Here is a 25,116-nt window from a genome sequence, read left to right as displayed (position 1 = left end):
CTTTCAGCTCAATGGCCGATGGCGTGGGGCCACTTGAGCCACCAGGGCGCGATCTGCCGCGGCCGCGAGGTGATGGCGTCGCAGATCAGCGTGACCGCGTCGGCACCGACGAGTCCGGTGTAGACGGTCGTGGTGGTGACGCCGCGGTCGCGGCCTTTCAGGGCCAGGCCGCGGAACCAGGTGTCGAACGCGGCCTTCGACGCGCGGTGGCCGCCCCAGCGAGCCGGCAGGGGCAGGCGGAGGTGCGCGGGGCACACGTTGATCAGGTGGGCCGAGCCGCCGGTCCGCAGCGCGGGCAGCAGGCCGCGGATGAGCGTCGTCGGACCGACGTAGTGGGTGTTGATCGTGTCCTGGAAGTCCCGGCAGGACGGCCGCCGCGGCGGCGTGCCCGCGGTGTGGATCACGATGTCGAGGCGGTCGTGCTCGTCGAGCAGCCGTTCGGCCAGCACGCGCATGGCGGCCGGCGTGGCCGGATCGGCCCGGTAGACCGGCACCTCGCCGATCGGCCGGTGCGCGGGGTGCGTGGCGACCAGGACCCGCGCGCCCGCCCGGGTCAGGTGACGGGTCGCGGCGTCGGTGACGCCGCTGGACGTTCCGGTGAGCAGGACCGTCTTGTCGCGCACGGCGTGCCGGAGTCGGGCGTCGTTCATGAGGAGCCTTCCGCGGGTGATCCGACCGGGCCGCGGTCGGGCACCCAGGCCAGCGCCAGCGCGCCACCGGCGACCGCGAGCAGGAAGCCGAGCAGGAACCCGCCGAGGTTGGCGCCGACCAGGCTGAGCAGTCCGGCGATGAGGGCCGCCGCGCCCGCGAAGTGCCTGCGGGCCGGGTCGAGCAGGAGGGTCGCGCCCGCGACGACGAGCACGCCGCCGAGCAGCCAGCTCGCCGGCGCGCCCGCACCCGCGAAGCGCAGCGCACCGGGCACGGCGCCGACCACGAGGACCAGTTCCAGCCCGGCCGCGGTGGTCAGCACGCCGGCGAGGAACGGGCAGGACCGCCGGAAGCGGGTGAAGCCGCCGCTCACCGGCCCTGTCCGTCCTGTGTGGATGGACAGCCCTCGTCGCCCCTGTGGTGGCTCAGGTCGAGGTCCGCGACCGTGAACGTGCCGGCGGTGACCGTGCCCGCGGTGATCCTGAGGTCGGTGAGCGTGGTCCGGCCCGCCTGGTAGCCCGGCGTGCCGCCCGCGTCCGCCACCGGCCCGAGCCGGAGTCGGCCCACGTCCAGGCCGCCGGTGATGCCGCGCACCTCCAGCACCAGGTCGGTCGTGCGCACGTGTGGGGCCCGCAGCACGGTCGTCACCCGACCCACCACCGGCAGGTCGACCGTCACCGACTGGCACAGCCCGGACAACTCGGCGGTGGGCAGCCGCGCCAGCAGGGTGGGCACCCCGGGATCGCCGGACGACGCGCCCGGCACGATGCGCAACCCGTCGGACTCCACCCGGTCCACCGTCACGGTGAAGGGGCTGCCGCTGGTGAACGACACCCCGATGACGCCCTCGGCGATACCACCGAGGACCACCGCGCCCGCCACCGCCGTCGGCACGAGCACGGCGGCCAGCCGCGGCAGGCTCGTGCGACCTGTCGGACGATCACGCAGCTCCATCGACACTCCTCGGCTCGCGCCTGTCGGGGCCGGGACACCGCGGTCCGCGGCCATGATCCGCGCCGGCCCGGGTGACCGGCCATTCCCCGGACGCGTGACCGGCGCTCACGCCGCGTGGTCACGGCTGCTCGGACCGCTCGGGACGGGCCGCGGGCACCCGTCCGGGCGGCGACCCGCGCTCGGCCTGGGCCGGGAGCGACTCCGGCCTCGGCCAGTCCGCCGGCGCACGGGCGGCGCGCACCGCGGCCGGCGTGTCCCGACCGCGGCGGTACCACCACGCCAGGACCGCCCGCAGCGGCCGGGAGACCAACCCCGCGCCCAGTTCGGCGGGCAGGCACCACCACGGACCGAGGCTGTGCCGCCGCGTGCACACCGCCGCGCACACGGTGAGCGCCGCGTCCCGCACGTCCAACGCCGGCACCCGGCGCGCGGCCAGCAGCGGCGCGCTCATCCTGGTGTCCACCAGGCCGAGGTAGACCGGCACGACCCGGATGCCGTCACCGGCCACCTCGGGCGCCAGCGCGCGCAGCCACACGTCGAACGCGGCCTTGGACGCCTGGTAGCCGCCCCACCGGGGGAACGGCGGCATCCGCGCGGCGAACGTGGACACCGACACGATCCGGCCGCGCCCGGCCGCGCGCATGGCGGGCAGCAGGTCGAGCGTCAGCCGCAGCGGGCCGAGGTAGTTGACGTCCGTGAGCCGTCGGAAGTCGTGGAAGCGCCGCCCCGACAGCTCGACCGAGCGCCGGATCGACTTGCCCGCGTTGTTGACCAGCACGTCGACCGGCCCGTGCTCGGCGAGGATCCGCTCGGCGACCTCGCGCACGGCGGTGAAGTCGGCGAGGTCGACGGAGTAGGCGTGGGCCCGCCCGCCGTTCGCCCGCACCTGCTCCACCAGCTTGTCCAGCAGGTGTGCCGACCGGGCCAGCACGAGCACGGTCGCGCCCGCGTCGGCCAGCAGCCGCGCGGTCTGCCTGCCGACGCCGTGCGAGGCGCCGGTGACGACCACGACCCGGTCCCGCACCGCCCGGCGCAACCGGGCCGGGCGCACCCGCGACCGGGAGAAGAGCAACCGCCCGACCACCCGGCTCATGCGAACCGCAGCGCGTGGTGGTCGGCCGTGCGGGGCAGCGGGCGGTCCGGCGTCAACCGGACGCCGCCGACCTGCCGCAAGCCCTGGTCGAGCAGCGCCGAGAGCAGGGTGGCGCTGGTGAAGAGCACCAGGTGCTGCCCCGGGCACTCGGCCGGACCCCGGCTGAACGGCGCGAGCGACCAGTCCTCCGCCGCCCGGCCGTCCAGCCACACCTCCGGCTCGAACCGGTCGGCGTAGGGCAGGCGGCCGCCGTCGCGGTGGAAGTAGGAGCTGTAGTAGACGACCGCGGTCCCCTCCGGCACGGTGCTGCCGTCCGACCAGGTCGTGCGCCGGGTGGTGTCGCGCAGGATGGCCAGGGTCGTCGGCCACAGCCGCAACGACTCCCGCACGCACGCGCGCAGGTAGTCGTGGTCGGTTCGCGTCCGGTCCGGGTGGCCCACCAGCAGGCCCAGCGCCAGGAAGGTGGCGATCGGGGCGGCGTCGAAGGCGAACAGCCAGTGCTGGGCCTGCGCCTGGGGCAGGGTCCGCGCGGTCCGGGGCGCTTCGGCCACGCACGAGGCCAGCCCGCCGGACCCCTCGTCGAGGTAGCCGAGCACCCGGTCCCACAACCGCTCGCGCAACGCCTCGCGCCGCGGCCGCAGCCGGAACCAGTTGGCGTCGCCGCGCAGGGTGTCGAGCAGCGCGGTGAGCTGCTCGTCGTCCTTGGCGACGTCGCCCAGGACCACCCGCCGCACGATCCGCCGGTAGGTGCGCACGAACTCGTCCCAGGTCAGGTCCGCCCCGCGGCCGGTCGTGCGGCCGATCAGGTCGGCCGCCTCGGCGCGGATGACGGCGTCGAAGGCGGGGCACAGGTGGTGGTCGGCCTTGGGGTAGTCGAGCACGGACTCGTTGAAGCGGCGGCGTTCCTCCCGGATGAGGCCGCGGGACAGCAGCACCGCGCCGGGCTCGAAGTGGCCGAGGGTGGCGACCTTGTCCCGGCTCGCGGCGGTGAGCGAGAGCGTGGTCCGGGCCAACGCCTGCCGGGCGTCCTCCGGCGACAGCAGCAGCAACACCCGGCGGTGCAACACCTTGACCAGCAACGGTCCCGTGCCGTGCTTGTCGCGCAGCCGGCGCAGCAGCCGGCACGCCCAGTCGTTGGTGTCCCACCGGGCGGCCAGCCCCACCATCCGCCGCCGCCGCAGGATCGCGCCTTGGGCGAGGGTGGGCACGAGCACCAGGGCGCCGAGCGCGATCGTGTCCACGAGGGAGGCCCGTGCCGGTCGGCGCGTCGTCACGAGGACACCTTCTCCGGCCGGCGCAGACCCAGGCGCAGCCGGATCAGCTCGGTGATGTCGGCGACCGTGCCACCGGACCGGGCGAGCTCCAGCGGCGGTATCTCGACGTCGAAGCGGCGGCGGGCGGAGACCAGCAGTTCGGCGGCCATCAGCGAGTCCATGCCGTAGTGGTCGATGCGGCGGTGGTGGTCGATGGCGGCCGGGTCCATCCGCAGCACGTCGCCGAGCAGCGAGGTGACCTGCTCGGAGATGGCGGCCACCGCCTCCTCCGGCGCCATCCGGCCGAGCTTGCGGATCAGCTCCTCCTTGCGCTCTCCGGCGGCGGCGTCGGGTGGCCGGACCAGCGCGCCGAACCGCGGCCCGCGCAGGGCGGGCATCACGGTGCTGAGCATCGACCAGTCGAACCGACCGACACTGGCCACGGCGTGGTCCGCGGCCAGCAGCGCACCCAACCCGTCGAGCGCGTCCGCCGGTGCGATCGGGTCCAGCCCGATCGCGGACATCGCGGCTCCGAAGTCGTTGCGGGCGACGTAACCGGTCTCGCCGATCGCGCCCCACGCGATCGCCGTGCCCGGCAGCCCGAGGGCGCGACGTCGGCGCGCCAGGGCTTCCAGGAACAGGTTCCCCGCCACGTAGGGGGCCTGCTGGGGGTTGCCGACGAGCGCCGCGCCCGACGAGTAGAGCACGAACAGGTCCAGGTCGAGGTCCCTGGTTAGCTCGTCGAGCACGACCGCGCCGCCGAGCTTGGGGCTGAGCACGGCGCGGAAGCGCTCGTCGTCCAGTTCGGTGAGCGGCGCGTCGTCCAGGTGCATCGCGGCGTGCACGACACCGCGCAGCGGCGGGTCCAGGTCGGTGATGATCCGGCGCATGGCCTCCGGGTCGGCGGCGTCGGCCGCGTGCGCCGCGGCGTGCACTCCGCGTGCCGTCAGCTCGGCGAGCAGCGCCGGCGCTTCGGGCGAGTCCGCGCCACGTCGACCGACGAGGGCGAGGTGCCGCGCGCCGCGGTCGGCCAGCCACCGCGCGGTGGCCGCGCCGAACCCGCCCAGTCCGCCGGTCACCAGGTAGGTCCCGGCGGGATCGAGGGCGGGGACCGCCGGTGTGCCCGCCACGACCACCGGTTCGGCGCCGGGGTCGAAGGAGACCACGACCTTGCCGACGTGCCAGGAGTGCTGCAGCTGCCGGAACGCCTCGCCGATCCGCCCGGCGGGGAAGACCGCGTGCGGCAGCGGGCGGAAGGCGCCGTCGTCCATGGCCTCGGCGAGCAGCCGTTCGGCGACCACCGGGTCGGTCGACAGCGCGGACAGGTCGACGCCGAAGAAGGCCAGGTTGTTGGCGAAGGGGCGCAGCGGGAGGTCGTTGTCCTCGTACATGTCGCGCTTGCCCAGCTCGACGAACCGGCCGCCGGGGCGCAGCAGCTCCAGGCCGCGGACGATCGCCGGACCGGCCAACGAGTTGAGCACGACGTCCACCCCGCGCCCGCCGGTGAGCCGGCGGACCTCGTCGGCGAAGTCGAGGGTGCGCGAGTCCAGCACGTGCGCGACACCGAGGGTGCGCAGCAGGGTCCGCTTCGCGGGGCTGCCGGCCGTGGCGATCACGGTGGCGCCGCGGGCCCGGGCGTACTGGAGGGCGGCCAGCCCGACACCGCCCGCGCCGCCGTGCACCAGCACCGTCTCGCCGGCCTCCAGCCGGGCCAGCCGGCCCAGGCCGTAGACGACGGTGCCGAACACCACCGGCATCGTCGCCGCCTCGGTGTCGGTCATCGACCCGGGCACCGGCATCAACGAGCGGGCCGGCGCGACGACCTCGGAGGCGAGCGAGCCCGGCGCCAGCCCGGCCACCCGGTCGCCGACGGCGAACCGGGTCACCCCCTCGCCGACCGCCGTGACCACGCCCGCGCACTCCAGGCCGGGCGCGTGCAGGCCGGTGAACTCGTAGCTCTCCGCCGGCAGGAACCCGGTGGCCTGCATGACGTCCCGGTAGTTCAGCGCGGCGGCCCGCACCGCGACCCGCACCTGGTCCGGCCCTGGTTCGGGGCGGTCGACCGCACGCCAGCCGAGCTCGTAGGACAAGCCGGGCGACCGCACCTCCAGCTGGTACGCGGCGGGATCGGGCACCGTGTCGGGCAGGTCGACCTCGCGGGGCGTGAACCGGCCGTGGGGAGTCAGCGCGATCTCGTCCTCCGCGCTCGGCGCCAGCAGCTCCCTGGCCAGCCGCTCGGCGGGATCGCCCGTGCGGGCGAGGGAGACGCGGCGCACCACCACGTCGGGGCACTCGTTGGCGACCACGCGCGCCACGCCCCAGACCGCCGCGTCACCGGGCGCTTCGACCTCGGTCGGGATCGCGCCACAGGGTCGGGTCACCAGCCACACGGCGCCAGCGCCGGGTCGTTCGGCGATCGACCGCAGCAGCGCCGCGCACCGCGTGGTCCGGTCCAGGAGCGGCGTTCCCGGTTCACCGAGGATCAGCACGGGGTCGGTGCCGTCCGGCGTCCACTCGGCGGCCGGCACGACCCGCGGCTCGGGGCAGCCGGCCAGGTGCAGCAGCCGTGCGGTCCGCTCGGCCAGCGGCGTTTCGGCGGCGGTCTCCACGAGCAGCGTCCGGCGCACGTCCGGATCACCCGCCGGCAACGGCGGCCGGTCGCGGTCGGTGTCCGGCGCCGTCGCCATCAGCACCGAGAAGTCCCGGCGCAGCCGCGCGGTCTCCGCGCCGGTCTGCACGACGTCGGTGAAACCGGTCCGGCGCAGCAGGTCCGGCCACCGGTCGCGGTCGAGCAGCACGGTGCCCGGCCGCAGGTCCCGGTCTTCGGCGTGCCAGAAGCTGTCGAACAGGCCGAAGACCGGTGCGAGCACGACCGGGTTGTGCGACTCGCAGGCGAGCAACCTGCCGCCGGGCGCCAGCAGGGCCGCGACGTGCGTCAGCGCCCGGGTCAGGTCCTTCGCCGTGTGCAGCGCGTTGGCGGCCAGCACGACGTCGAACGCGCCCTCGGTGAACCCCTGCTCGGCCGGCGGCCGGTCCAGGTCGAACGTGCCGCACCGGACCCACTCGTGCTCGGCGAACCGCTGTTCGGCGCGGGAGGTGAAGTACGACGACACGTCGGTGAACGTGTAGTGGGCGCGGTCGGCGGGCAGCACGGGCAGCACCGCGGCGGTCAGGCCCCCGGTGCCCGCGCCGACCTCCAGCACCCGCAGCGGCCGATCCGCCGGCCACCGCCGCACCACCTGCCGCACCAACTCCTGGACCACCAGGTTGTGGAAGCGGCAGACCGGTCCGAGGTCGTAGAACTGGGCCAGCAGCCGCTGGTTCTCGTCGGTGGCCAACTGCTCCAACGGGTCCAGCTCGCCCCGCAGCACGTCGACCACGGCGCGGTTGGCGCCGAAGGCGACGATCGTCTCGACCGCGGCCGACGGCACGTCGGCCAAGACCTGGCGCACGAGCCCGTCGGAGTCCGCGACGGCACCGGACAACCGCCACCGCCCCGGCGCCACCGGCCGCACGAGACCCGCGGCTTCGGCCTGCGGCAGCTGCAGCTCCACGAGCCGGAGGTGCTTGGTCAGCAGGCCCGCGGCCACCAGGTCGCCGAGCGAGAACTCCACCGCGCCCGGCAGCACTTCCCGCACCAGTTCGACGGTCCGGTGCACCGCGGCCCTCTCGTGCAGCTCGCCGGCGCGGGCCAGCCCGGCTTCGAAGGTCGCCCGCAGTTCTTCGAGCCTGGGCCGGGCGGCGGCCAGCACCTCGTCCGCGCCGGGCAGCGGGCTCGGCGGCGCCGGCTCGTCGTGGTGCGGCGCGGCGCGCAGCACGGTGTGGCCGCGCCGGATCCCGATCCGCCCCGTCCCGCCGATCCGGCGCATCCGGGCGCCCTCGACCTCGACGGTCACGGCGCCGTCGGCGTCCAGCACGGTGATGTCCCAGCAGGCCTCGCTGGAGGTGAGCATCCGTTCGCGGACGTCCACGAAGCCCTCGTCCGCCGGGGTGCGCCACACCCGCAGGGTGTCGAACGCGGCGGGCAGGAAGGCGTCCTCCGGGAGCTTCCGGGTGATCAGCGGCGCACCCGCCTGGAGGGCGCCGTCGAGCAGCACGGGGTGGAGCGCGAAGTCGTCCGACGGGCGGTCGTGCCGGTAGGAGGCCAGCACCCGGCCGTCGCCGACGAGCACCTCGGTGAGCACCTGGAACGCGGGGCCGTAGCTGAGGCCGAGCCCGTCCAGCTCGGCGTACTGGTCGCGGCCGTCGACGCGGCGGGTCAGACCGGCGCGCAGGGCGGCGAGGTCCCGCGGCGCGGGCGCTCGGCCGATCAGCCGGCGGACCCGGCCGCGCACGTGCGCGCGGGGATCGGGATCGGCGCCGTCGGTGCTGGTGATGGTCACGGTGCCGGCGCGCGGGTCGAGCGAGACCTGCGTGTGCACGCTCGCCGCGTCGGGCCAGGGCACCACCAGGGGTCGGCTGATCTCCAGGTGCCGCACCTCGACCGGGTGACCGAGGGCCTGGTTGCCCGCCGCGAGCGCCATCTCCACGAAACCGGCCGCGGGCATCACCACGGAGCCGGCGAGCCGGTGGTCGACCAGCCACGGCACCAGCACCGGCTCCACCGGGCCGTGCCACAACGGCTGCGGCGACGGCAGGCGTTCGCCGAGCATCGGGTGGTGCACGAGGCCGTCGCCGCTGGTGCGCAGCCACTGCTCCGGCGTGCCTTCCCAGTGCCGCTGGCGTTGCCAGGGGTAGGCGGGCAGGTCGGTGACGCGGCCGGGGGTCGGGAAGTAGCGGTCGCGGTCGACCAGGCCGCCCGCGGCGAGCACGGTGGCCACGGCGGTGCGGGTGGCGGCCGGGCCGTCGGCGTCGCGGTGCAGCGTGGGCACGACCGCGGTCGGGGTCTGCGGGCGTGCGGCGGCGAGCTTGCGCAGGTAGCCGCGCAGCACGGGGTGCGGGCCGATCTCGACCAGCACGTCCACGCCGTCGGCCAGCGCGTGGGTGACGGCGTCGGCGAAGCGGACCGGCTCGCGGACGTTGCGCCACCAGTAGTCCGCGTCCAGCTCGGCGCCGTCGATCACGGCGCCGGTGACGGTGGAGAACAGGGGGATCGTCGTGGCGGCCGGGGCCAGGCCGGAGAGCGCGGCGCACAGGGGCTCGCGGACCCGGTCCATCGCGGCGGTGTGGAAGGCGTAGTCCAGGCCGAGGTCGGCGCAGGCGACGTCGTGGGCGGCGAGGTCGGCGACCAGGGCCGCGACGGCGTCGGCGGGGCCCGCGACGGTGACGTCCTTGGGCGTGTTGATCCCGGCGATCTCCGCCGCCGGGTGCAGCCGGCGCAGCTCGTCGGGGGACAGCGGCACCGCGGCCATCCGACCACCGGCGGTCGGGGCCTGGGCCCGGCTGCGCTCGGCGATCACCCAGGCGGCCTGGTCCAGCGGCAGCGCGCCGGCGGCCCAGGCGGCGGCCACCTCGCCGACGCTGTGGCCGAGCACGGCCGTGGGCACGATGCCGTTGGCGCGCAGGACCTCCGTGACGCCGACCTGGACGGCGAACAGCAGCGGCTGGGCGATCTCGGTGGCGGCCAGCTCGGCCGCGGTGACCGTCGTGAGGCGGTCCAGCACGGACCAGCCGAGGTACGCGGTGAGCGCGGTGTCCACCTGCTCCACGGCGACCCGGAAGTCCTTGTCGGACAACAGGTCCGCGCCCATGCCGGCCCACTGCGAGGCGTTGCCGGAGTAGGCGAACCCGAGTCGGCCCTCGCCGACGGCCTCGACCGGCGTCGCGTCGGGCAGCAGGCGGGCGGCCTCCGCGGGACCGGTGGCGAGCACCGCCCGGCGGTACCGGTGGTGGCCGCGGCGCACGCACGTCGTGTGGGCGAGGTCGTAGAAGTCCTCGGTGCGGCCGAGGTGGTCGACGAGGTCCGCGGTGGCCTGCTCCAGCGCCTCGGGTGAGCTCGCCGACACCAGCACCGGACGTGGCTGGTCGCCCTGCGGCTCGACCGGTTCCGGCGCGGGCGGCGAGGCCAGCACGACGTGGGCGTTGGCGCCGCCGAAGCCGAAGGAGTTGACGCCGGCCACGATCCGGTCGTCGCCGGGGATGGGGCGCGGCGCGGTGGCCACCGCCAGGCCGAGGCCGGTGAAGTCGATGTCCGGGTTGGGCGGGTCGGCGTGCAGCGACGGCGGGATCAGCCGGTGCCGCAGCACCAGCACGGCCTTGAGCAGGCCGACGATGCCGGAGGCGGGTTCGAGGTGGCCCACGTTGCTCTTGACCGAACCGATCGGCAGCGGGCCGGTGGTGCGGCGACGTCCCAGCGCCCGGCCGATCGCGGTGCACTCGATCGGGTCACCCACGGGCGTGCCGGTGCCGTGCGCCTCGAAGTAGGCGATCTCGTCCGGGTGCACGCGGGCCCTGGCGTACACCGCGCGGAGCAACTCCTCCTGGGTCTCGGCGTTGGGCAGGGACAGGCCCATGGTGCGGCCGTCGCTGTTGCTGCCGTTGGCCAGCACCACGGCGTGGATCCGGTCGCCGTCGGCCCGGGCGTCCGCGAGCCGCTTGAGCACGACCAGCCCGCCGCCCTCGGCGCGCACGAACCCGTCGGCGTCGGCGGAGAACGCCGAGCAGCGGCCCTTCCTCGACAGCATCGACGCCTGCGAGAACCCGATGTAGTGGTAGGGGCTGACCAACGCGTTCACCCCGCCGCACAGGGCCGTGCGGCTCGTGCCGTCCAGGACCGCCCGGCACGCCTGGTCGAACGCCACCAGCGACGAGGAGCAGGCGGTGTCCACGGCCATGCTCGGTCCGCGCAGGTCCAGGCAGTGGGAGATGCGGTTGGCGGCGATCGAGGACGCGGCGCCGGACATGGTGTAGGCGTTGATCCCGCGCGCGTCCATCATCTGCAGGCCGCCGTAGGCGTTGTCGGAGATGCCGACGAACACCGCCGTGTCGCTGCCCGCCAGGGCCTCGCGCGCGATCGCGGCGTCGTCCAGCGCCTCGGCCGCCAGTTCCAGCAGCAACCGGTGCTGCGGGTCCATCTGCCCGGCCTCCTTCGGCGAGATGCCGAAGTGCGCCGCGTCGAACCCCGCGAGGTCGTCGAGGTACCCGCCCGCCGTGGTGTAGCCCTTGCCGGGGCGCGGCAGGTCGCGGTCGGTGAACCGGCCGAGGTCGAACCGGTCCGCCGGCGCCTCGCCCACCAGGTCCCGGCCGTCGACCAGCGCCTGCCACAGCCCGGCGAGGTCGTCGATCCCGCCGGGCAGCCGACAGGCCGCACCCACGATGGCGACGGAATGGTCCTCGTGATCGTTCGCAGTGTGCACGCCTCACCCCTCGCCGCCGCCGGCCCGGTCCGCCACCAGCCTTGCCGGCCGCGACACGGCCCCGCCAACGCAGACCGCCAGGTTCACCCGGACCGGTGGCCGCCCCCCGACGGTGCGGCCACCGGACCGTCCACGTCGGACTCGTGGGGCCAGGCATCCGATGCGGCCGATCCCGGCACACCCGACCGGGGGCCTCCGATGGTGTGGATCAGGTCCGACCGCACCGGCCGGCGGAGATCTCGGCGAACCGGTGAGCGGCCGGACACCCCGTTCCGCCGAGCGGTCGCCTCGTCGGCCGGTCCGCGGACCTGCGGACCTCCTACGATGAGCGCGGTGCGGAGGTCTTCCGGCAACGCTCCTCGAGCCGGGCGCACCGTGCGCCACGAGCATGTGACGAGAGGTGACCCGCTGACCGGGACCGGCGGGAAGGCGGTATGAAGCACGACTTCGGTGCCACGACCGCGGTCATCCGGCGACGTGCCGACGTGGTCATCGGCGTCGGCATTATGTGGCCCGGCGTTCTCGCGACCGTCCACCCCGGGGTCGAGCTGCGGGCCGGCGGACTCGTCGTCGTCAACTGGTTCGCCAGGTCCCTTGTGCCGTGGTCGGCGGTCGACTCGGTCGTGGTCGACGACCGCCTCGCCTTGGTGCTGCGCGACGGTCGACGGGTGAACGTCGCCGCCGGCGTGCGTTTGTCCGAAGTGGACGTAGAGCGGTCGTCACGTGGTGACTCCTCGTCACCACTCAACCGTGGCGGCCCGTCACGCTTCGACACCCGTCCGGGCGGGGTGCCCTCGATTAGCGTCGGAAGCCGAGCAGCCACCGCGCGGAGGTCCGGAAGATGCGCCCACGACTACGTCCCGACGTGCGGTACGTGAAGAGCCCGGACGGGGTGTACGTGAGCGGCTTCGCCGGGGCGTGCACGTTGACCGGCAGCGCCGGCTACGAGTGGCTCGACCGGCTCGCGCCGTTCCTCACCGGCGAGCACGTCCTCGAAGACCTGGTGGCGCCGCTGGCGAGCGAGCAGCGGGACGTGGTGGAGCACCTCGTCCGGTCGCTGCACGAGCAGCGGTTGCTGGTCGACGCGGCGGACGACGCGCCGCACGCGCTCACCGACGAGGAGCAGCGGGTCTACGAGTCGGAGATCGCCTTTATCCGCTACGCGACCGACTCCGCCGAGCACCGGTTCGAGCGGTTGCGCTCCGCGCGCGTCACCCTCCTCGGCGGCGGGCCGGTGCTGGCGGCGCTGCTGGGAGCGGGGCTGCGCTCGGGGTGGCGGCGGGTGGCGGTGCGGACCGGCGACGACGCGGAGAGCCTGCGCGCGCTGGCACGCGGTGCGGTCCGCGACGGCAAGCAGGACGTGACCGTCGAAGGGGGACGGGGGCTGCCGGACGACACCGACCTCCTGCTGTGCGTGTCCGCCCGCCGCGACGACCTGCTCGCCGCCGCACGCGCCAGTGCCCGGTCGGGCGTGGCGATCGGGCAGGTGCTGGTGGGCGGCGACGAGGCGTGGGTGACCGCGGTCGGCGCGCCGGACGTGGTCGCGGCGGAGTCGTGCTGGCGGCGGTTGGGCGCGTGGCGCGGCGAGGGAACCGACGAGGGCCTGCTGACGGGACCGGCTCCGGGCGCGGTCGCGGCGCACCTGGCGTTCGCCTCCTTCCGGCACCTGACGGGCTCGGCCGCCGCGGTCGAACCGGAGTTGACCCGGATCGACCTGCGGGACCTGAGCGCCCGCACGTGCCGGCCACTCCCGTACGCGGTGACCGGGCAGGTCCGGCTCGACGCCGAGATCGAGCCGGACGGGTTCACCGAGCGGCTCCGGAGGTTGGTCGACGAACGGGTCGGCGTGCTCGGCCGGCTGGACGAGGACGACCTGCCGCAGGTGCCGCTGGCGGTCTGCCGCGCGTCGGCCTCCGACCCCGAGTCGGTGTTGCCCGGCTGGGTCGGGGCGTCCGAGGTGACGGGGTGGGGCGCCGACCGGGACGAGGCCCGGTGGCGTGCCGCGCTGGCGGGCTTGGCGACCTACGGCAGCCTGGTCGACGCGCGCGGCGGCGAGCGGCTCGACCTGCTCACCGGCGCACCGTGCCTGGTCGCGCCGATCGAGCCCCACGTCCCGTACCGGGCGCCGGTCGGCGTCGCCGCGGGTCGGACGTGGGGTGACGCGGTCGCGGCCGGGCTCCGGGCGCACTGCGAGCTGCTGCTCGCCGAACGCGAGGGGGAGCGGTGCGACCTCGCCGCCGTGGTCCGGGAGACGGGCGACGAGCGGGCGGCCGAGCTGCTGCGGTTCCTGCGCGCCGCGGCCGTGGACGTGGAGGCGACCGACCTCGGCTGTGCGCTCGGCGTGCCCGCCTTCACCGTGGCGGTGGCCGGCGCCTCGGTCACCACGTGCGCGACCACGGTCGCCGAGGCGCTGCGCGACGGGCTGGAACGCGCGGTGCTGCACTGGCAGTGCGGCCTGCCCGAGGACGCGGCGACCACGAGGTGGACGGCCGAGGGCGACCGGTCCGCGCCCGCCGACGACCCGCGCTGCCGCACCCTGGCCGCCGCGTTGCGCCGCGCCGGACGCCCACCGGTCGCGGTGCCGCTGCGGGTGGACGACGACGTGCGCGGCCTCGCGCCGTGCCTGGTCCGGGTGGTGGTCGACGGTGACTGACCTCCTGCTGGACGACCCGGTCGTCGCGTCGCGGCCGGAGCGGGGCCAGGTCGTGGTGTCCGTGTCGTCCGCCCCGGGCCGACTGCGCGCGGCGTTGGCCGAAGCGCTGGGCGACCGCCTGACCGAGGGCGTGCCCGTCGCCGGCCGCCGGCTCCCGGTCCGGGTGGACGGTCCGGTCGTGCTGATCGGGCCCGCGGCCGTGCCGCCCGCGCCCGGCTGCCCCACCTGCGCCGAGCACCGGCGTGACGGCAACCGCGCCGACCGGCTCGGCCGGGCCGCGTTGCGCGCCGAGTTCGGCGACGACCCGGTGGACGCGCGGTCCCCACTGGTCACGGCGGTGTCCGCGCACGCCGTCGCCGAGGTGGTGGCCGACGAGCTGCGCCACCTCGACCGTGCCGACGGGCAAGCGCGCACGCGGGGCGCGCTGCTGAGGTTCTCCCTGCTCACCTGCCTGTTCACCCGGCACGCGGTCCTGCCGGACCCGCTGTGCCCCGACTGCGCCGACCTGCCCGACGACACCCGGTCGGCCGCCTGGATCCACCGCCGGCCACTGCCCGAAGCGGACACCGGGAAGTTCCGCACGCGAGCGCTGACGGGTCGGTGGGACGAGCTCGTCAAGTCCTATGTGGACAGCGAGACGGGGCTGATCGGCTCGCTCGCCGCCGGTTCGCCGTACGGCATCCCGACCGCGACGGCCCGGCTCGGCCCGCCTCGCCCGGGCGGCGGGGAGCGGCACGGCTACGGCCGCAGCGGCGACTTCCGCACCGCGCGCCTCACCGCCGTCACCGAGGCGTTGGAGCGGTACGGCAGCCTGCGCCCGCTCGGTCGCCGCACGTCGGTCCACGCGCCCTACGCCGAGGTCGCGGACCGGGCGATCGACCCGCGCGAGCTTGGCCTGTACCCCGACGACTGGTACGACCGGCCCGGTTTCCCGTTCGCCCGCTTCGACCCGGCCCGACCGCTGGCCTGGGTCTGGGGCTACTCCTTCCGGCGCGCCGAACCGGTGCTCGTGCCGGAGAGCTACGCCTACTACGGCAGCCGGACCGCCGAGCAGGACACCCGCCTGGTCTACGAGTGCTCCAACGGCTGCGCGCTCGGCGGGTGCCTTGAGGAGGCCGTCTTCCACGGCCTGCTGGAGATCGCCGAGCGCGACGCGTTCCTGATTACCTGGTACGCCAGGCTTCCCGCGCCCCGGCTCGACCTCGACGCGGCGCGCGACCGGCGCATCCCGGTGCTCGCCGAGTTCGTGCGCCGCCGCCGGGGCTACGACGTGTCGGCCTACTCGATCACGCTGGAGCAGCGGGTGCCCGCGGTGCTGGTGCTGGCCGTCGACGCGCGGGACCGGCCCGAGGTGCCGTTGCACGGGTGCAGCGCGGCGGCGCACCCGGATCCGGAACGCGCGTTGCACGCGGCCCTCACCGACGCCGCCGCGGGCATCGGCACCCGCCTGGGGCGCTTCGACGCCGACGGCGCGGCGAAGATGGTCGCCGACCCCGACGAGGTCCGCGAGATGCGCGACCACGCCCTGCTCTACGGGCACCGCGACACCGCCGGCCGGTGGGGCTTCCTCGACGACCGCTCGGCCGTGCCGCCGGCCGACCTGGCCGCGCGGACCGCCTGGCCGCGCCACCACGACCTGGGCGACGACCTGGCCGAGCTGGTCCGGCGCTACCTGGACACCGGGCTGGACGTCGTCGCGGTCGACACGACCACGTCGGAACAGCGGGCGGGCGGCTTCGCGTGCGCCAAGGTCGTCGTGCCGGGGACGCTGCCGATGACCTTCGGCCACCGGTACCGTCGCACGCACGGCCTGCCGCGCCTGTCCACCGTGCCCCGACTGCTCGGCCACCGCTCGACGGACCTGGCGGCCGAGGAGGTCAACCCGCACCCCCACCCGTTCCCCTGACGTGCCGGGAGGAGCCGTGTCCGGTTCCCGAGTGATCGCACCGGGTTCGCAGCCCGCCGTCGTGCCGGGCGAGGCGACCCGCCGCTACCTGCGCGCCCTCGCCGAGCGCGGGCGTGAGCCGGTCGACTGGACGGCCGCGCCGCCGACGTACAAGCGCTACCGGTACGCGGGCCGCGTCGTGCTGCCCGCGCGGGAGCCCTCACCGCACGGCGACCTGCTGCGCGGCCTGCTCGGCGTGACCCGCGCCGAGTGGTCCCACCGCCGCGTGCGGCTCAAGCGGCCCGCGCCGTCGGGTGGCGCGCTGTACCCGATCGAGGCCTACGTCGCGCTCGGCGAACCCGCCGGGCTCTACCACTACGACGCCGCGCACCACGCCCTCGACCTGATCCGGCCGGGGGACCACCGGCCGCTGCTGCACGCGTCGCTGACCCGTCACTCGGCCGGTGTGCCAGACGTGGTCGTGGTGCTCGCCGCGGTGTTCTGGCGCAACGGCTTCAAGTACAAGGAGTTCGCGTATCGCCTGCAGTGCCAGGAAGTCGGCGTGCTCAGCGCGCAGGCACTGGCGCTCGGCGAGCGGCTCGACCTCGACACGGCGGTGCACCTGCGGTTCGACGACGCGGCCTGCCAGTGGCTGCTCGGCCTCGACCCGACGCGGGAGGGCGTGCTGGCCGCGCTCACGTGCACGTCCGGCAACGCGGTGCCGCCGGGCGACCCGCCACGACTGCCCGCCGCCGTCGAGGAACACCCACCGCCCAGCGTGGTCGACCGGCTGCCCTGCCTGACCGCGCTGCACGCGGCGTCGGCCGCGCCGCACCCCGGTGTGCTGCCCGTGCCGCGGCCGGCGTCGCCCGGTGCGGTCGTGCGCCTGCCCGCGGCACGGGCGGTGCGCGTGGCCGACGCGCTGCCGCTGCGGGCGTCACCGGAAGCCGGGTTCCTGCCGCGGCACATCACCGCGGAGGCGTTGGCGACCGTCCTGGCGCACGCCGCCGCCGGTTATCCGGGCGACCTGCCCGGCAGCCACGACGAGCCGGTCACGGTGGCGCCCTACGTGATCGTCCAACGGGTCGCGGGCATCCCTCCCGGCGGCTACCGGTACGACCGGTCGACCGGCGCCCTGGTCGCCGCGGGCGGCACGGGGGACGTCCTGTCCGGCCGCCTGCAACCGAACACCCGCCTGTCGTTGTCGGAAGCGGCGGCGGTCGTGGTGCCGGTGGGCGACCAGACGACGGGCAGCGCCACGTTCGGCGACCGCTGGTACCGGTTGCAGCAGGCCGAGGCGGGACTGGTCGTGCACCGCGCCACCCTCGCCGCGACGGCGTGCGGTCTCACCGCCCGCATCCACTCCGACGGCACCAACGCGTCCACCGACGCCGTGCTCGGCCTGACCGGTCCGCTGCACGCGTTGTCCTTCCTGCTTTTGGGGACGCCCCGACCCGGGGTCACGGTGACCGGACCGCTCGGCTGACTACCCGTGGCGCACCAAGCGGTTCGAGCGGGTCACGGCCGGGTGACGGAGGACCGCCGTGGCGTGACGGCGACGACCACGAGGCGTGCGGGCCGCGAGCTCGGCCCGCGCAACCCGCACGAGTGGTTTGGGGCGGGATACCGGATCGGTCGTGCTGCACTGGACGAGGTGCCCGGGAACCGTTCGGGCACAACGATGATCCCTATTCTGGAAGTGATCTCATGACTGTCTCCAAGCCTGTGCTGAACTTCGACGACCTGCTGGTCGAGACGATCGGTGTGGTGCCCGCGGCGGGTCCGGAAGAGCTGGTGCAGGGGCACGGGCTGACCGAGCTCGGCGCGTCCAGCGAGGAGTGCGACGACGACTGCGACCGCGGCGGCAGCTGTGGGGTCGTCGCCTGACCGGACAGCGGATCCGGGTGAGCTGATCGGCGCGGGGGTGCGGGAGCCCTGAGGTTGCCGCATCCCCCGTCGGTGCGAGGTCTGGAGGAACCCTTGCCGCACGAAGCAGTCACCGATCCCGGGCCGGGCCCGGCCGGGTTCGAGGTGGGCGGTGTGTTCGGCGTGCGGGTCGGTGGCGCGCCCGTGGCCGACCTCGAAGCGCTGCGGTGCGGGCGGGCGTGGGCGGCGGCGGAGGAAGTCGTTGCGCTCCAACGGTGGCTGAGGGACGAGGGCGCGGCGTTGTCCGACCTGCTGCACCCGGTGATCGGGCGTTGCGCGGACGAGGACCGGCCGCTCCTGGTCGCGTTGCGGCGGGCGGTGTTCCAGGGCAAGCGGCCGGCCGGACGGGTGTGGTCGGTGCGGCGGTCGTTGCCCGAGGGCATCCGGGCACGGGTGGAGCACTGGGCCGACGCGCTGGTGCGGGCCGGTGACCTGACCGCGGGGGTGCCGGCGGCGCTCGCCGCCGACCAGGCCGCGGCACGGGAGGCGGTGCGGGTGGCGGCCGGGCGGGACGCGTTCCGGTTCGCCCTCGTGCTGGGCAGCCCGGACCTCACGCGGGAGGCGTCCCGGTGGCTCGACGACGGGGTGGGGCCGCGTCCCCGCGCGGTGGCGAGCCTGGCGAAGTACCTGGCCCGCGCGGCGGCCAAGCCGAGCCCGTACGCGTCGTTCACGGTGAGCGGGCTGGGCGGGTGGGGGAGTGCCGGCCCGGCGGTGGCGACCTCGGGCGACCTCGGGTGGCGCGGCGTCGTGGAGCTGGACCGGGCGGCGGTGCTGGCGCTGTGGTCCGCCCTGGCCGGGCGCCCGGAGCTGCGCGACCACGTGGGCCTGCGGGTCAACCCCTCGGTCGAACGGGAAGGCGACCGGTGGTGGTTCCTCGGCGCCGGCCCCGACGAGCCGGTCGTCTCCGTGGCGGACGCCGTGCGCGACGTCCTCGACTTCGTCCGCACCACACCGGCACCCACCATCGGGTCGCTCGGCCGCCACCTGGCCCCGGCGCCCGACGACCGGGTGCCCGACGACCGGGTGCGCGACTACGTGGACCGACTGGTGTCCTTGGGCCTGCTGGAGGCGCGGCGGCCGTTCCCGGACCAGTCCGCCGACCCGTTGGACCACCTCGCGCGCTGGGTCGAGGCCCACGCCGCCGGATCACCGTGGCCGGGGCGACTGCGGGACCTGCGCGCGGCGGTGGCCGGCTACGGCACGTCGACCGCGGCGGCGCGCCGCGTCGAGCGCTCGCGCCTCGTCCGCGACCTGCTCGACGCGCTGCTGACCGCCCTCGGCCGGCCGCCGTGGTCGCCGGACCGGCCCGTGCTGCTGGAGAACGCGGTGCTGCCCCGACCGGTGGTCGTCTGCTCGCGCGAGCGGTGGCGGCCGGTGCTCGAGGACCTGGAGGCCATCCGCGGCTTCCTCGGCGTGATGGACCGCTCGCTGCCCGTCAAGCTCGCGCTCGCCGAGTTCTTCCGCGCCACGTTCGGCGCGCGGGCCAGGGTGCCGTTCCTGCGGCTGTACCGGGCGTACCGAGCCGATCCCGGCCCGCGGACCACCCCCGTGTCGTGGCGGGCCGTCGCCGCGGGCCTGTACGGCGACGACGACGGCGTCCGGGAGACCGTGTCGGTCGACCCGCAGGTGCTCGCGAAGCTCGCCGCGTCCTGGCCCGCGCACGTCCGCGCGCCGCGCTCGGTGTGCTGCTACGGCCAGGAGCTGCCGGGCCCGGACGGACCGGGGTTCGTGCTCAACACCGTGCGCACCGGCTACGGCTGGGGCATCACCCGGGTCGAGCACCTGCTCACCGCCGCCGGCGTCGTCACGCCCGCCCGCGCGCCCGTGCCCGGCCCGGACGTGGCCCTGGCCGAGTGCCGGGCCGCCTTCGGCTCGCAGCTCAACCAACGCGCGGCGGCGGTGCCGCACGTCATCGACTACCCCGGCGGCGAGCCGGGCGGACGTCCGCTGACCGACCTGTGGGTCCGGCAGGACCCGACGAGCGGCCGGCTGCTGCTGTGCGACGACGGTGGCCGCGAGGTGCGCCCGCTCGCCCTGGGCATGCTCGTGGAACGCGCGCTGCCGCCGGCGTTGCGGTTCCTGGTGGCGGTGTTCGGCGAGCCGCAGACGGCGTTCGCGCCCAACCCGGCCTGGGACGACGTCGGCTGGCGCGCCCCGGTCGACGGCGTCCGGCGCAGGCCGCGGCTGGCGGTCGGGCGGGTCGTGGCGGTCCGCGCCGGGTGGCGGGTGCCCGCCGCGCACGTGCCCGTCCGGGCGAAGGGCCGGTCGGACGCGGACTTCCTGCTGGAGCTGGCCCGCTGGCGCGGCGCGCACGGCCTGCCGCGCCGGTGCTTCGTCCGCACGACCGGCCGTCGCGACGCGTCGCGCAAACCGGTCTACGTCGACTTCGCGAGCTGGTTCCTGCTGCCCTCCCTGCCGCGCGGCGCCGACACCGACGTGATCTTCGAGGAAGCGCTGCCCGACCCGGCGGACGCACCGCGGCACGGCGGGCACGGGCGCCGCGTCACCGAGTACGTCTTCGAGCTCTCCACGACGGACCGGCATGGCTGAACCGGTTCGCCACTGGGTCGCCGCGCACGTCTTCCACCGCGGCGACCAGGACCTCCTCGTCACCGGGGCGATGGCCCCGGTGTGCGAGGAGCTGACCCGGGCCGGTCAGGTCGCCGGCTGGTTCTTCCTCCGCTACTGGGAGGGCGGACCGCACGTGCGCCTGCGCCTGCTCGCCAGGGCCCCGGCGGCCGGCATCCGGTCGGCGGTGGTGCGGTCGTGCGCACGGCACCTGGCCGACCACCCGTCGCCCCCGGACGCCTGGTCCCAGGGCGACTACGAGGCCGTCGCCCGCCGCCGCGCCGAGGGCGAGCGCCTGGCCAAGTGGGACCGGCGGCTGCGGGCGGTCGACACCGTGGAGTTCATCGCCTACGAGCCCGAGCACCACGCGTACGGCGAGGGCCGGGCGTTGCGCGCCGTCGAACGGCACTTCGCCGACTCCAGCCGCATCGCCGTCCACCTCCTGGCCGCACCTCCCGAGCGGCGGGCGGGCGCGGCGCTGGCCATGCTCACGCTCGCCCTCGCGGTGTGCGAACCCGACCTGGAAAGGGCCGCCTCCCGCTTCGCCGCGGTGCGGACCCGGCTGCCGTCACCGCGCCACCACGCGGACCGCCGTGACGACCTGCGCGAGCAGACCCGGCGGCTGTGGGAGCACGCGTCCTCCGACCCCGCCGACCTCGCGCGCGCCGACGTCCTCGGGGCGTGGTGGCGGTCGATCCGGGTCCTGCACGCGACCCTGACCGGGCTGCGGGCGCGGGGCGACTTCGCGCCAGTGGACGCGCTGTCGCCGTTCGCCGGCCTGGCGCGGGCGCTGCGACCCGACGACGCGGTGGTCCCGTACGTGGTCCTGCGCTGCGCGCACCTGCTGTGCAACCGCCTCGGCCTCTCGGCGGCCACGGAGGCGCGACTGGCCTCCCTCACCGCCCGAACGCTGTCCGAACTCCCCGATCACCACGACGAGGTGGCACCGCTGTGACCGTCGACGCCGAACCCTCCCGCCCGGACACCCGCACCACGTGGCACAGCCTGCACGTCTACTACTACGACCCGGACAAGGACCGGCTCATCCTCGACGCGGTCCGCCCCGTCTTCCAGCACCTGCGCTCCCGCGTGGCCGGCCTCTACCTCGCCCGGCACTGGCGCCAGGGCCCGCACCTGCGCCTGTTCGCCAAGACCGACCCGGACACGTGGGCGCGCGTGGTCCGGCCGCGCATCGAGGCCGTGGTCGGCGAGTACCTGGCCGCGCACCCGTCCACGACCGAGCCCGACCTGGCGCACGACCTGGCCCAGCACCGGCTCCTGGCCCGGCGCGAGAAGGAGCACGGGCCGCTGGTGCCGTGGTTCCCCGACAACTCCATCCACGAGCAGCCCTACGACACCAGGCCGCACGTGATCCGCAGCGCGGAGACCGGCGAGCTGATGGCCTCCTTCGCCTCCGAGAACACGAACCTGCTGTTCCGGATGCTCGACCAGGTCCGCGCCGGCGCCGACGCCAAGGAGCTGATCGCGCTGGAGCTGATGCTGGCCACCACGGTGACCGCGTGCCCGCCCGTCACGGCGGGCTTCGCGTCCTACCGCTCCCACGCCGAGGGGTTCCTGCACTCGTGCGCCGACCCGGACGCCGTCCGCGCGGCGTTCGACGCGCACTACGAGGCGCACCGCGAGACCCTGGTCGCCCGCACGCGGGCCGTGCTCGCCACCCTGGAGGGCGGTGCGAACCGCACCCCGTACGCCCGCCGGTGGGCCGCCCGGTGCCACGACTACGGCCGGCGCGTCGAGCCGCTGATCGCGCAGGACCTGGTCTTCCCGCCGATACCGGCCGAACCGCCCGCCGCCCGGCCGCGGGCCCCGATGCACGCGCTGATGTTCGGCAACCGGGCCTACCGCGAGGCCGTGTTCCGCAACCCGGACTTCCTCCGCTACCGGTTCCTGCTCAACTGCACGTACCTCCAGATCAACCGGCTCGGCCTGACCCCGTTCCAGCGCTTCCGCACCTGCCACGCGGCGGCGAACGCGGTGGAGGAGATCTACGGCATCTCCGCCGTGGACACCATCCGGACCTACGTGGAGTTCCACCCGAACCCGACCGCCTGACGGAGCCCGCCGCCGTCCTCCGGCCGCCGCGCCGCGTGCCTCCGTTCGGCAGGCGAAGGGTGCTCGTGTTCACAGGACCGGTGTGATCACGGGCGTGCCCCGGGGCCTGTCCCGCTGGATATTGGAATCGGATGGTTCTACCGTGGGTTACAGGTGTTCTGACCGAGCGTGACCGGTTTCGGTGGGTGGGCCGTCAGGGTGAGGGCGGCGCTGTGGGGACGTTCACGAGGGGGCCGGGATGGGGCATTCGGCAGATCGGTCGTGGTCTCGGCAGAGCAGGGACGCTCCGCTGTTCGAGGCGTTCCTGCCGTTGGGGCGAGGAGAGGTCGTGCCCGTCGAGCACGTCGACGCGGCCACGGGGTCGCCGTGCGCGGCCGACCGCGCGCTGCGCCTGCTGGTGGTCGGGCGCGACTGGGTCGGCGCGATCCGGTGCGCCGAAGAGGCGTTGGAGGACGAGGCCTGTCGCAGCCGCGAGGTCTGCGTCGCACGGGCGCTGTCGACGTTGATCTACGGCGGTGAACTGGTCACCGCCGACGCGCACAGCCTGCTCAACGCCGACCGGCCGGAGGTCTCCGGCGTGGTGGCGCTGCTCCAGGCGCGCATCGCCCGGCTGTTCGGCGACGTGGAGCGCGCGCACGCGCTGCTCGGCCGGCTGATGTCGGCCGACACGCAGCTCGAGACCCGACTGGTCGCCGCCGGCTGGGCGGTGGAGCTGCTGGCCGAGTGCGGCGACGCGGCAGGCGCCCGCGCGCTGGCCCGGGAGCACCGGCTGGACGAGGCGCTGGACGCCGGCGTCGCGTGCCGCCCGGTGCTGCTCGCCGCACGCGGCGCGATGGCGATGGCGGACGGGCGGCCCGGTCTGGCGGTGGCCCAGTACCTGGGCTGCGGGCGGGAGCTGATCGCGCGCGGCGTGGCCAACCCGGCGGTGACGCCGTGGCGCAGCGAGGCGGCGCTGGCGGCGTTCTCGGCCGGGCGGGACCAGCTCGCCGTCGCCCTGGCGCGGCAGGAGTACGAGGCCGCCGTGCTGTGGGGCGAGTCCCGCACGGTCGGGCGCGCGTTGTGCGCCCTGGCCGTCGTGGACGCCGACGGCCAGGAGGTCGAGCGCCTCAGCGAGGCCGGGCAGCTGCTGGAGCTGGCGCAGGCGTGGCCGGAGCTGGCGCGGTCGCACTACGAGCTCGGCATCCGGCTGGCCGCGCGCGGCGACGTGGTGGGCGCCCGGCAGCGGTTGCAGTGCGCGTACCGGCTGGCCCGGCAGACCGGCAACCCGCAGCGGGCGCAGCTGGCCGAGCGCGCGCTGGCCGCCGTCGCCGCGCCGCCGCGCAGGCCGGCGTTGACCCGGCAGCAGGCGCGCATCGCCGAACTGGTGGTCGCAGGATACTCGAACAAAGAGATCGCGACGAAACTGTTCCTGGCGCTGCGCACGGTCGAGTTCCACCTTTCCAACACCTACGAAAAACTCGGCGTGACCGGCCGCGACGAGCTGCGCGCGGCACTGGAGCACTACGCCTGAGGCACTACCCCGTCCGCCCCGCGTCCCATTAGGCGACGCGGGGCGGTGACGTGGGTCACAAATTGTCGGTCGCGAGTTTGCGGGTCGACCGTAGTATCCGGTCGCAACCCTTGTCGGCGTCGAAGCGGCCGTGCCAGCATCGATCCCGTGTGAATGAGCGTGTCCCACACCGACAATTCCGATAAGTCGTGGATCGGGACCGGCGCAACTCATCGCGAATGTGACGAAGGGTTAACGCGAGCCATGGCCGAAGAAGCCGATCTGGCGGCGCAGGTGAAAGCGCTCGCCGCGCGCGTCGACGAGTTGGAGCAGGCGCGGGCGCTGCACGAGCTGCGCAACCGCCTGCCCCGGTTGATCAACGACGGCGCGTGGGGGAGCGTCGGCGAGCTGTTCACCGAGGACGCGCACCTCGACTACGGCGAGGTCGGTCGGGCCGACGGCCGCGCCGCCATCGCGGAGTACTTCGCGGGACTGCCCGCCCGGATCGACGCGGACAACCCGGTCGCGTCCGGGGTGCTGGTCAAGCAGTTCGTGCACGGGCACGACGTGGAGGTCCGGGGCGACCGGGCGAGCGGCGTGTGCTTCTTCGAGGAGAAGGTCGTCTTCGACCGCGAGGCGTACCTGGTAGCGGGCAAGTTCACCGACTCGTACGCCCTGGTGGACGGCCGCTGGCTGTTCGACCGGATCACCCTCACGCCGTACTGGGTGATCCCGCACGACCGCGGCCACGGCCGCTGACCGCAGTCGCCCGAGGGGGAGGGTCCATGCTCCAGCAGAACACCACCAAGCGCATCGGCTACTGGCTGCTCCTGCTGCACCAGGCGTTCGACGCCGCGACCACGACCGCGTTGCGGGACGTGGGGATCGACCGGCGGCAGTGGCAGGTGCTGCACGCCATCACCATCGGGGTCGGCACCGTGCCGGCGATCGACGAGGCGTTCGCGCCGTTCCTCGTGGCGGACCGCGAACAGTCCTACCGGCCGGTCGTCGAGGATTTCGTCGCGCGCGGCTGGGCCGAGTTGGACGGCGACGCGATCACCCTGACCGAGGCGGGCGCCGCGGCGCACGCGAGGGCCGAGGTGCTGGTCAACGCGCACGCCGACGAGCAGTTGCGCGGCATCACGCAGGAGGAGTTCCTCGCGGCCAACGACGTGCTGCGGCGGATCGCCGAGAACATGCGGGACAACGGCTCGCTCTGACCGTTCAGGTCGATTTTCCCCGGAATTGTTTCCGGGGCGGTCGAACCTGCCCGGAGCAC

The 25,116-nt window shown here is 75.2% G+C and carries 17 protein-coding genes; 11 read left to right on the top strand and 6 right to left on the bottom strand.

Annotated features, from left to right (window positions below):
- Positions 1–8: 8 nt before the first annotated feature.
- The 6 genes from AB0I91_RS32280 to AB0I91_RS32255 all read right to left on the bottom strand — a co-directional run bounded on the left by AB0I91_RS32280 (position 9) and on the right by AB0I91_RS32255 (position 11,201).
- Positions 9–650 carry an SDR family NAD(P)-dependent oxidoreductase gene (locus tag AB0I91_RS32280; protein WP_498781792.1) on the bottom strand — a complete coding sequence of 214 codons (642 nt, stop codon included), beginning with the start codon at positions 648–650 and terminating at the stop codon, positions 9–11.
- Positions 647–1,021 carry a DUF6114 domain-containing protein gene (locus AB0I91_RS32275; RefSeq protein WP_498781794.1) on the bottom strand — a complete coding sequence of 125 codons (375 nt, stop codon included), beginning with the start codon at positions 1,019–1,021 and terminating at the stop codon, positions 647–649. The genes AB0I91_RS32280 and AB0I91_RS32275 overlap by 4 nt, the downstream gene beginning before the upstream one ends.
- Positions 1,018–1,602, bottom strand: a complete 585-nt coding sequence (locus AB0I91_RS32270; protein ID WP_498781795.1) for a DUF6230 family protein — start codon at positions 1,600–1,602, stop codon at positions 1,018–1,020. Before AB0I91_RS32270 ends, AB0I91_RS32275 begins: the two co-directional genes overlap by 4 nt.
- A 118-nt stretch (positions 1,603–1,720) precedes the next feature.
- Positions 1,721–2,695 carry an SDR family NAD(P)-dependent oxidoreductase gene (locus AB0I91_RS32265; RefSeq protein ID WP_499640329.1) on the bottom strand — a complete coding sequence of 325 codons (975 nt, stop codon included), beginning with the start codon at positions 2,693–2,695 and terminating at the stop codon, positions 1,721–1,723.
- Entirely contained in the window at positions 2,692–3,969 is a 1,278-nt protein-coding gene (locus AB0I91_RS32260; protein ID WP_498781799.1) for a cytochrome P450, read from the bottom strand. The genes AB0I91_RS32265 and AB0I91_RS32260 overlap by 4 nt, the downstream gene beginning before the upstream one ends.
- On the bottom strand, positions 3,966–11,201 hold the full coding sequence (locus AB0I91_RS32255) for an SDR family NAD(P)-dependent oxidoreductase (RefSeq protein ID WP_499640327.1): 7,236 nt from the start codon (positions 11,199–11,201) through the stop codon (positions 3,966–3,968). Before AB0I91_RS32255 ends, AB0I91_RS32260 begins: the two co-directional genes overlap by 4 nt.
- Before the next feature lie 476 nt (positions 11,202–11,677).
- On the opposite strand from AB0I91_RS32255, the gene AB0I91_RS32250 reads away from it, so the two are divergent.
- From AB0I91_RS32250 to AB0I91_RS32200, 11 genes are all read left to right on the top strand, one after another.
- Positions 11,678–12,121, top strand: a complete 444-nt coding sequence (locus tag AB0I91_RS32250; RefSeq protein ID WP_499640325.1) for a hypothetical protein — start codon at positions 11,678–11,680, stop codon at positions 12,119–12,121.
- Positions 12,085–13,896: a hypothetical protein gene (locus AB0I91_RS32245; protein WP_499640323.1), complete on the top strand. Its 1,812-nt coding sequence runs from the start codon at positions 12,085–12,087 to the stop codon at positions 13,894–13,896. The genes AB0I91_RS32250 and AB0I91_RS32245 overlap by 37 nt, the downstream gene beginning before the upstream one ends.
- The gene (locus AB0I91_RS32240) at positions 13,889–15,802 is read left to right on the top strand and encodes a TOMM precursor leader peptide-binding protein (RefSeq protein WP_499640321.1); all 1,914 of its coding nucleotides are present in this window, start codon (positions 13,889–13,891) and stop codon (positions 15,800–15,802) included. Before AB0I91_RS32245 ends, AB0I91_RS32240 begins: the two co-directional genes overlap by 8 nt.
- Before the next feature lie 16 nt (positions 15,803–15,818).
- Complete coding sequence (locus AB0I91_RS32235; protein ID WP_499640319.1) at positions 15,819–17,267, top strand: SagB family peptide dehydrogenase; 1,449 nt, start codon at positions 15,819–15,821, stop codon at positions 17,265–17,267.
- A 221-nt stretch (positions 17,268–17,488) separates the two neighbouring features.
- Positions 17,489–17,668, top strand: coding sequence for a hypothetical protein (locus AB0I91_RS32230; protein ID WP_499613734.1), 180 nt, complete (start codon positions 17,489–17,491; stop codon positions 17,666–17,668).
- A 93-nt stretch (positions 17,669–17,761) separates the two neighbouring features.
- A complete protein-coding gene (locus tag AB0I91_RS32225; protein ID WP_499640317.1) occupies positions 17,762–20,257 on the top strand; it encodes a lantibiotic dehydratase in 2,496 nt (831 codons plus the stop codon).
- Positions 20,250–21,230 (top strand): thiopeptide-type bacteriocin biosynthesis protein, encoded by a 981-nt coding sequence (locus AB0I91_RS32220; protein WP_499640315.1) that lies wholly within the window; start codon positions 20,250–20,252, stop codon positions 21,228–21,230. The genes AB0I91_RS32225 and AB0I91_RS32220 overlap by 8 nt, the downstream gene beginning before the upstream one ends.
- Complete coding sequence (locus tag AB0I91_RS32215; protein WP_498781815.1) at positions 21,227–22,348, top strand: thiopeptide maturation pyridine synthase; 1,122 nt, start codon at positions 21,227–21,229, stop codon at positions 22,346–22,348. Before AB0I91_RS32220 ends, AB0I91_RS32215 begins: the two co-directional genes overlap by 4 nt.
- Before the next feature lie 328 nt (positions 22,349–22,676).
- On the top strand, positions 22,677–23,858 hold the full coding sequence (locus tag AB0I91_RS32210; protein WP_498781817.1) for a helix-turn-helix transcriptional regulator: 1,182 nt from the start codon (positions 22,677–22,679) through the stop codon (positions 23,856–23,858).
- Positions 23,859–24,101: 243 nt separating this feature from the next.
- Positions 24,102–24,596 (top strand): nuclear transport factor 2 family protein, encoded by a 495-nt coding sequence (locus tag AB0I91_RS32205; RefSeq protein WP_498781819.1) that lies wholly within the window; start codon positions 24,102–24,104, stop codon positions 24,594–24,596.
- Positions 24,597–24,622: 26 nt separating this feature from the next.
- The gene (locus AB0I91_RS32200) at positions 24,623–25,057 is read left to right on the top strand and encodes a winged helix DNA-binding protein (protein WP_498781821.1); all 435 of its coding nucleotides are present in this window, start codon (positions 24,623–24,625) and stop codon (positions 25,055–25,057) included.
- Positions 25,058–25,116 lie beyond the last annotated feature (59 nt).

It is taken from the genome of Actinosynnema sp. NPDC049800 (assembly GCF_040656635.1).
Taxonomy (GTDB): domain Bacteria; phylum Actinomycetota; class Actinomycetes; order Mycobacteriales; family Pseudonocardiaceae; genus Actinosynnema.
The sequence above is the reverse complement of the archived record's forward strand: the minus strand, read 5'-3'. Positions and strand labels throughout refer to the sequence as shown.

Excerpts from the sequence above, each read along its gene's own strand:
- AB0I91_RS32205 (WP_498781819.1), top strand. The coding sequence starts at position 24,102 with ATGGCCGAAGAAGCCGATCTGGCGGCGCAGGTGAAAGCGCTCGCCGCG.
- AB0I91_RS32230 (WP_499613734.1), top strand. The coding sequence starts at position 17,489 with ATGACTGTCTCCAAGCCTGTGCTGAACTTCGACGACCTGCTGGTCGAG.
- AB0I91_RS32270 (WP_498781795.1), bottom strand. The coding sequence starts at position 1,602 with ATGGAGCTGCGTGATCGTCCGACAGGTCGCACGAGCCTGCCGCGGCTG.
- AB0I91_RS32265 (WP_499640329.1), bottom strand. The coding sequence starts at position 2,695 with ATGAGCCGGGTGGTCGGGCGGTTGCTCTTCTCCCGGTCGCGGGTGCGC.
- AB0I91_RS32280 (WP_498781792.1), bottom strand. The coding sequence starts at position 650 with ATGAACGACGCCCGACTCCGGCACGCCGTGCGCGACAAGACGGTCCTG.
- AB0I91_RS32245 (WP_499640323.1), top strand. The coding sequence starts at position 12,085 with ATGCGCCCACGACTACGTCCCGACGTGCGGTACGTGAAGAGCCCGGAC.
- AB0I91_RS32200 (WP_498781821.1), top strand. The coding sequence starts at position 24,623 with ATGCTCCAGCAGAACACCACCAAGCGCATCGGCTACTGGCTGCTCCTG.
- AB0I91_RS32220 (WP_499640315.1), top strand. The coding sequence starts at position 20,250 with ATGGCTGAACCGGTTCGCCACTGGGTCGCCGCGCACGTCTTCCACCGC.
- AB0I91_RS32250 (WP_499640325.1), top strand. The coding sequence starts at position 11,678 with ATGAAGCACGACTTCGGTGCCACGACCGCGGTCATCCGGCGACGTGCC.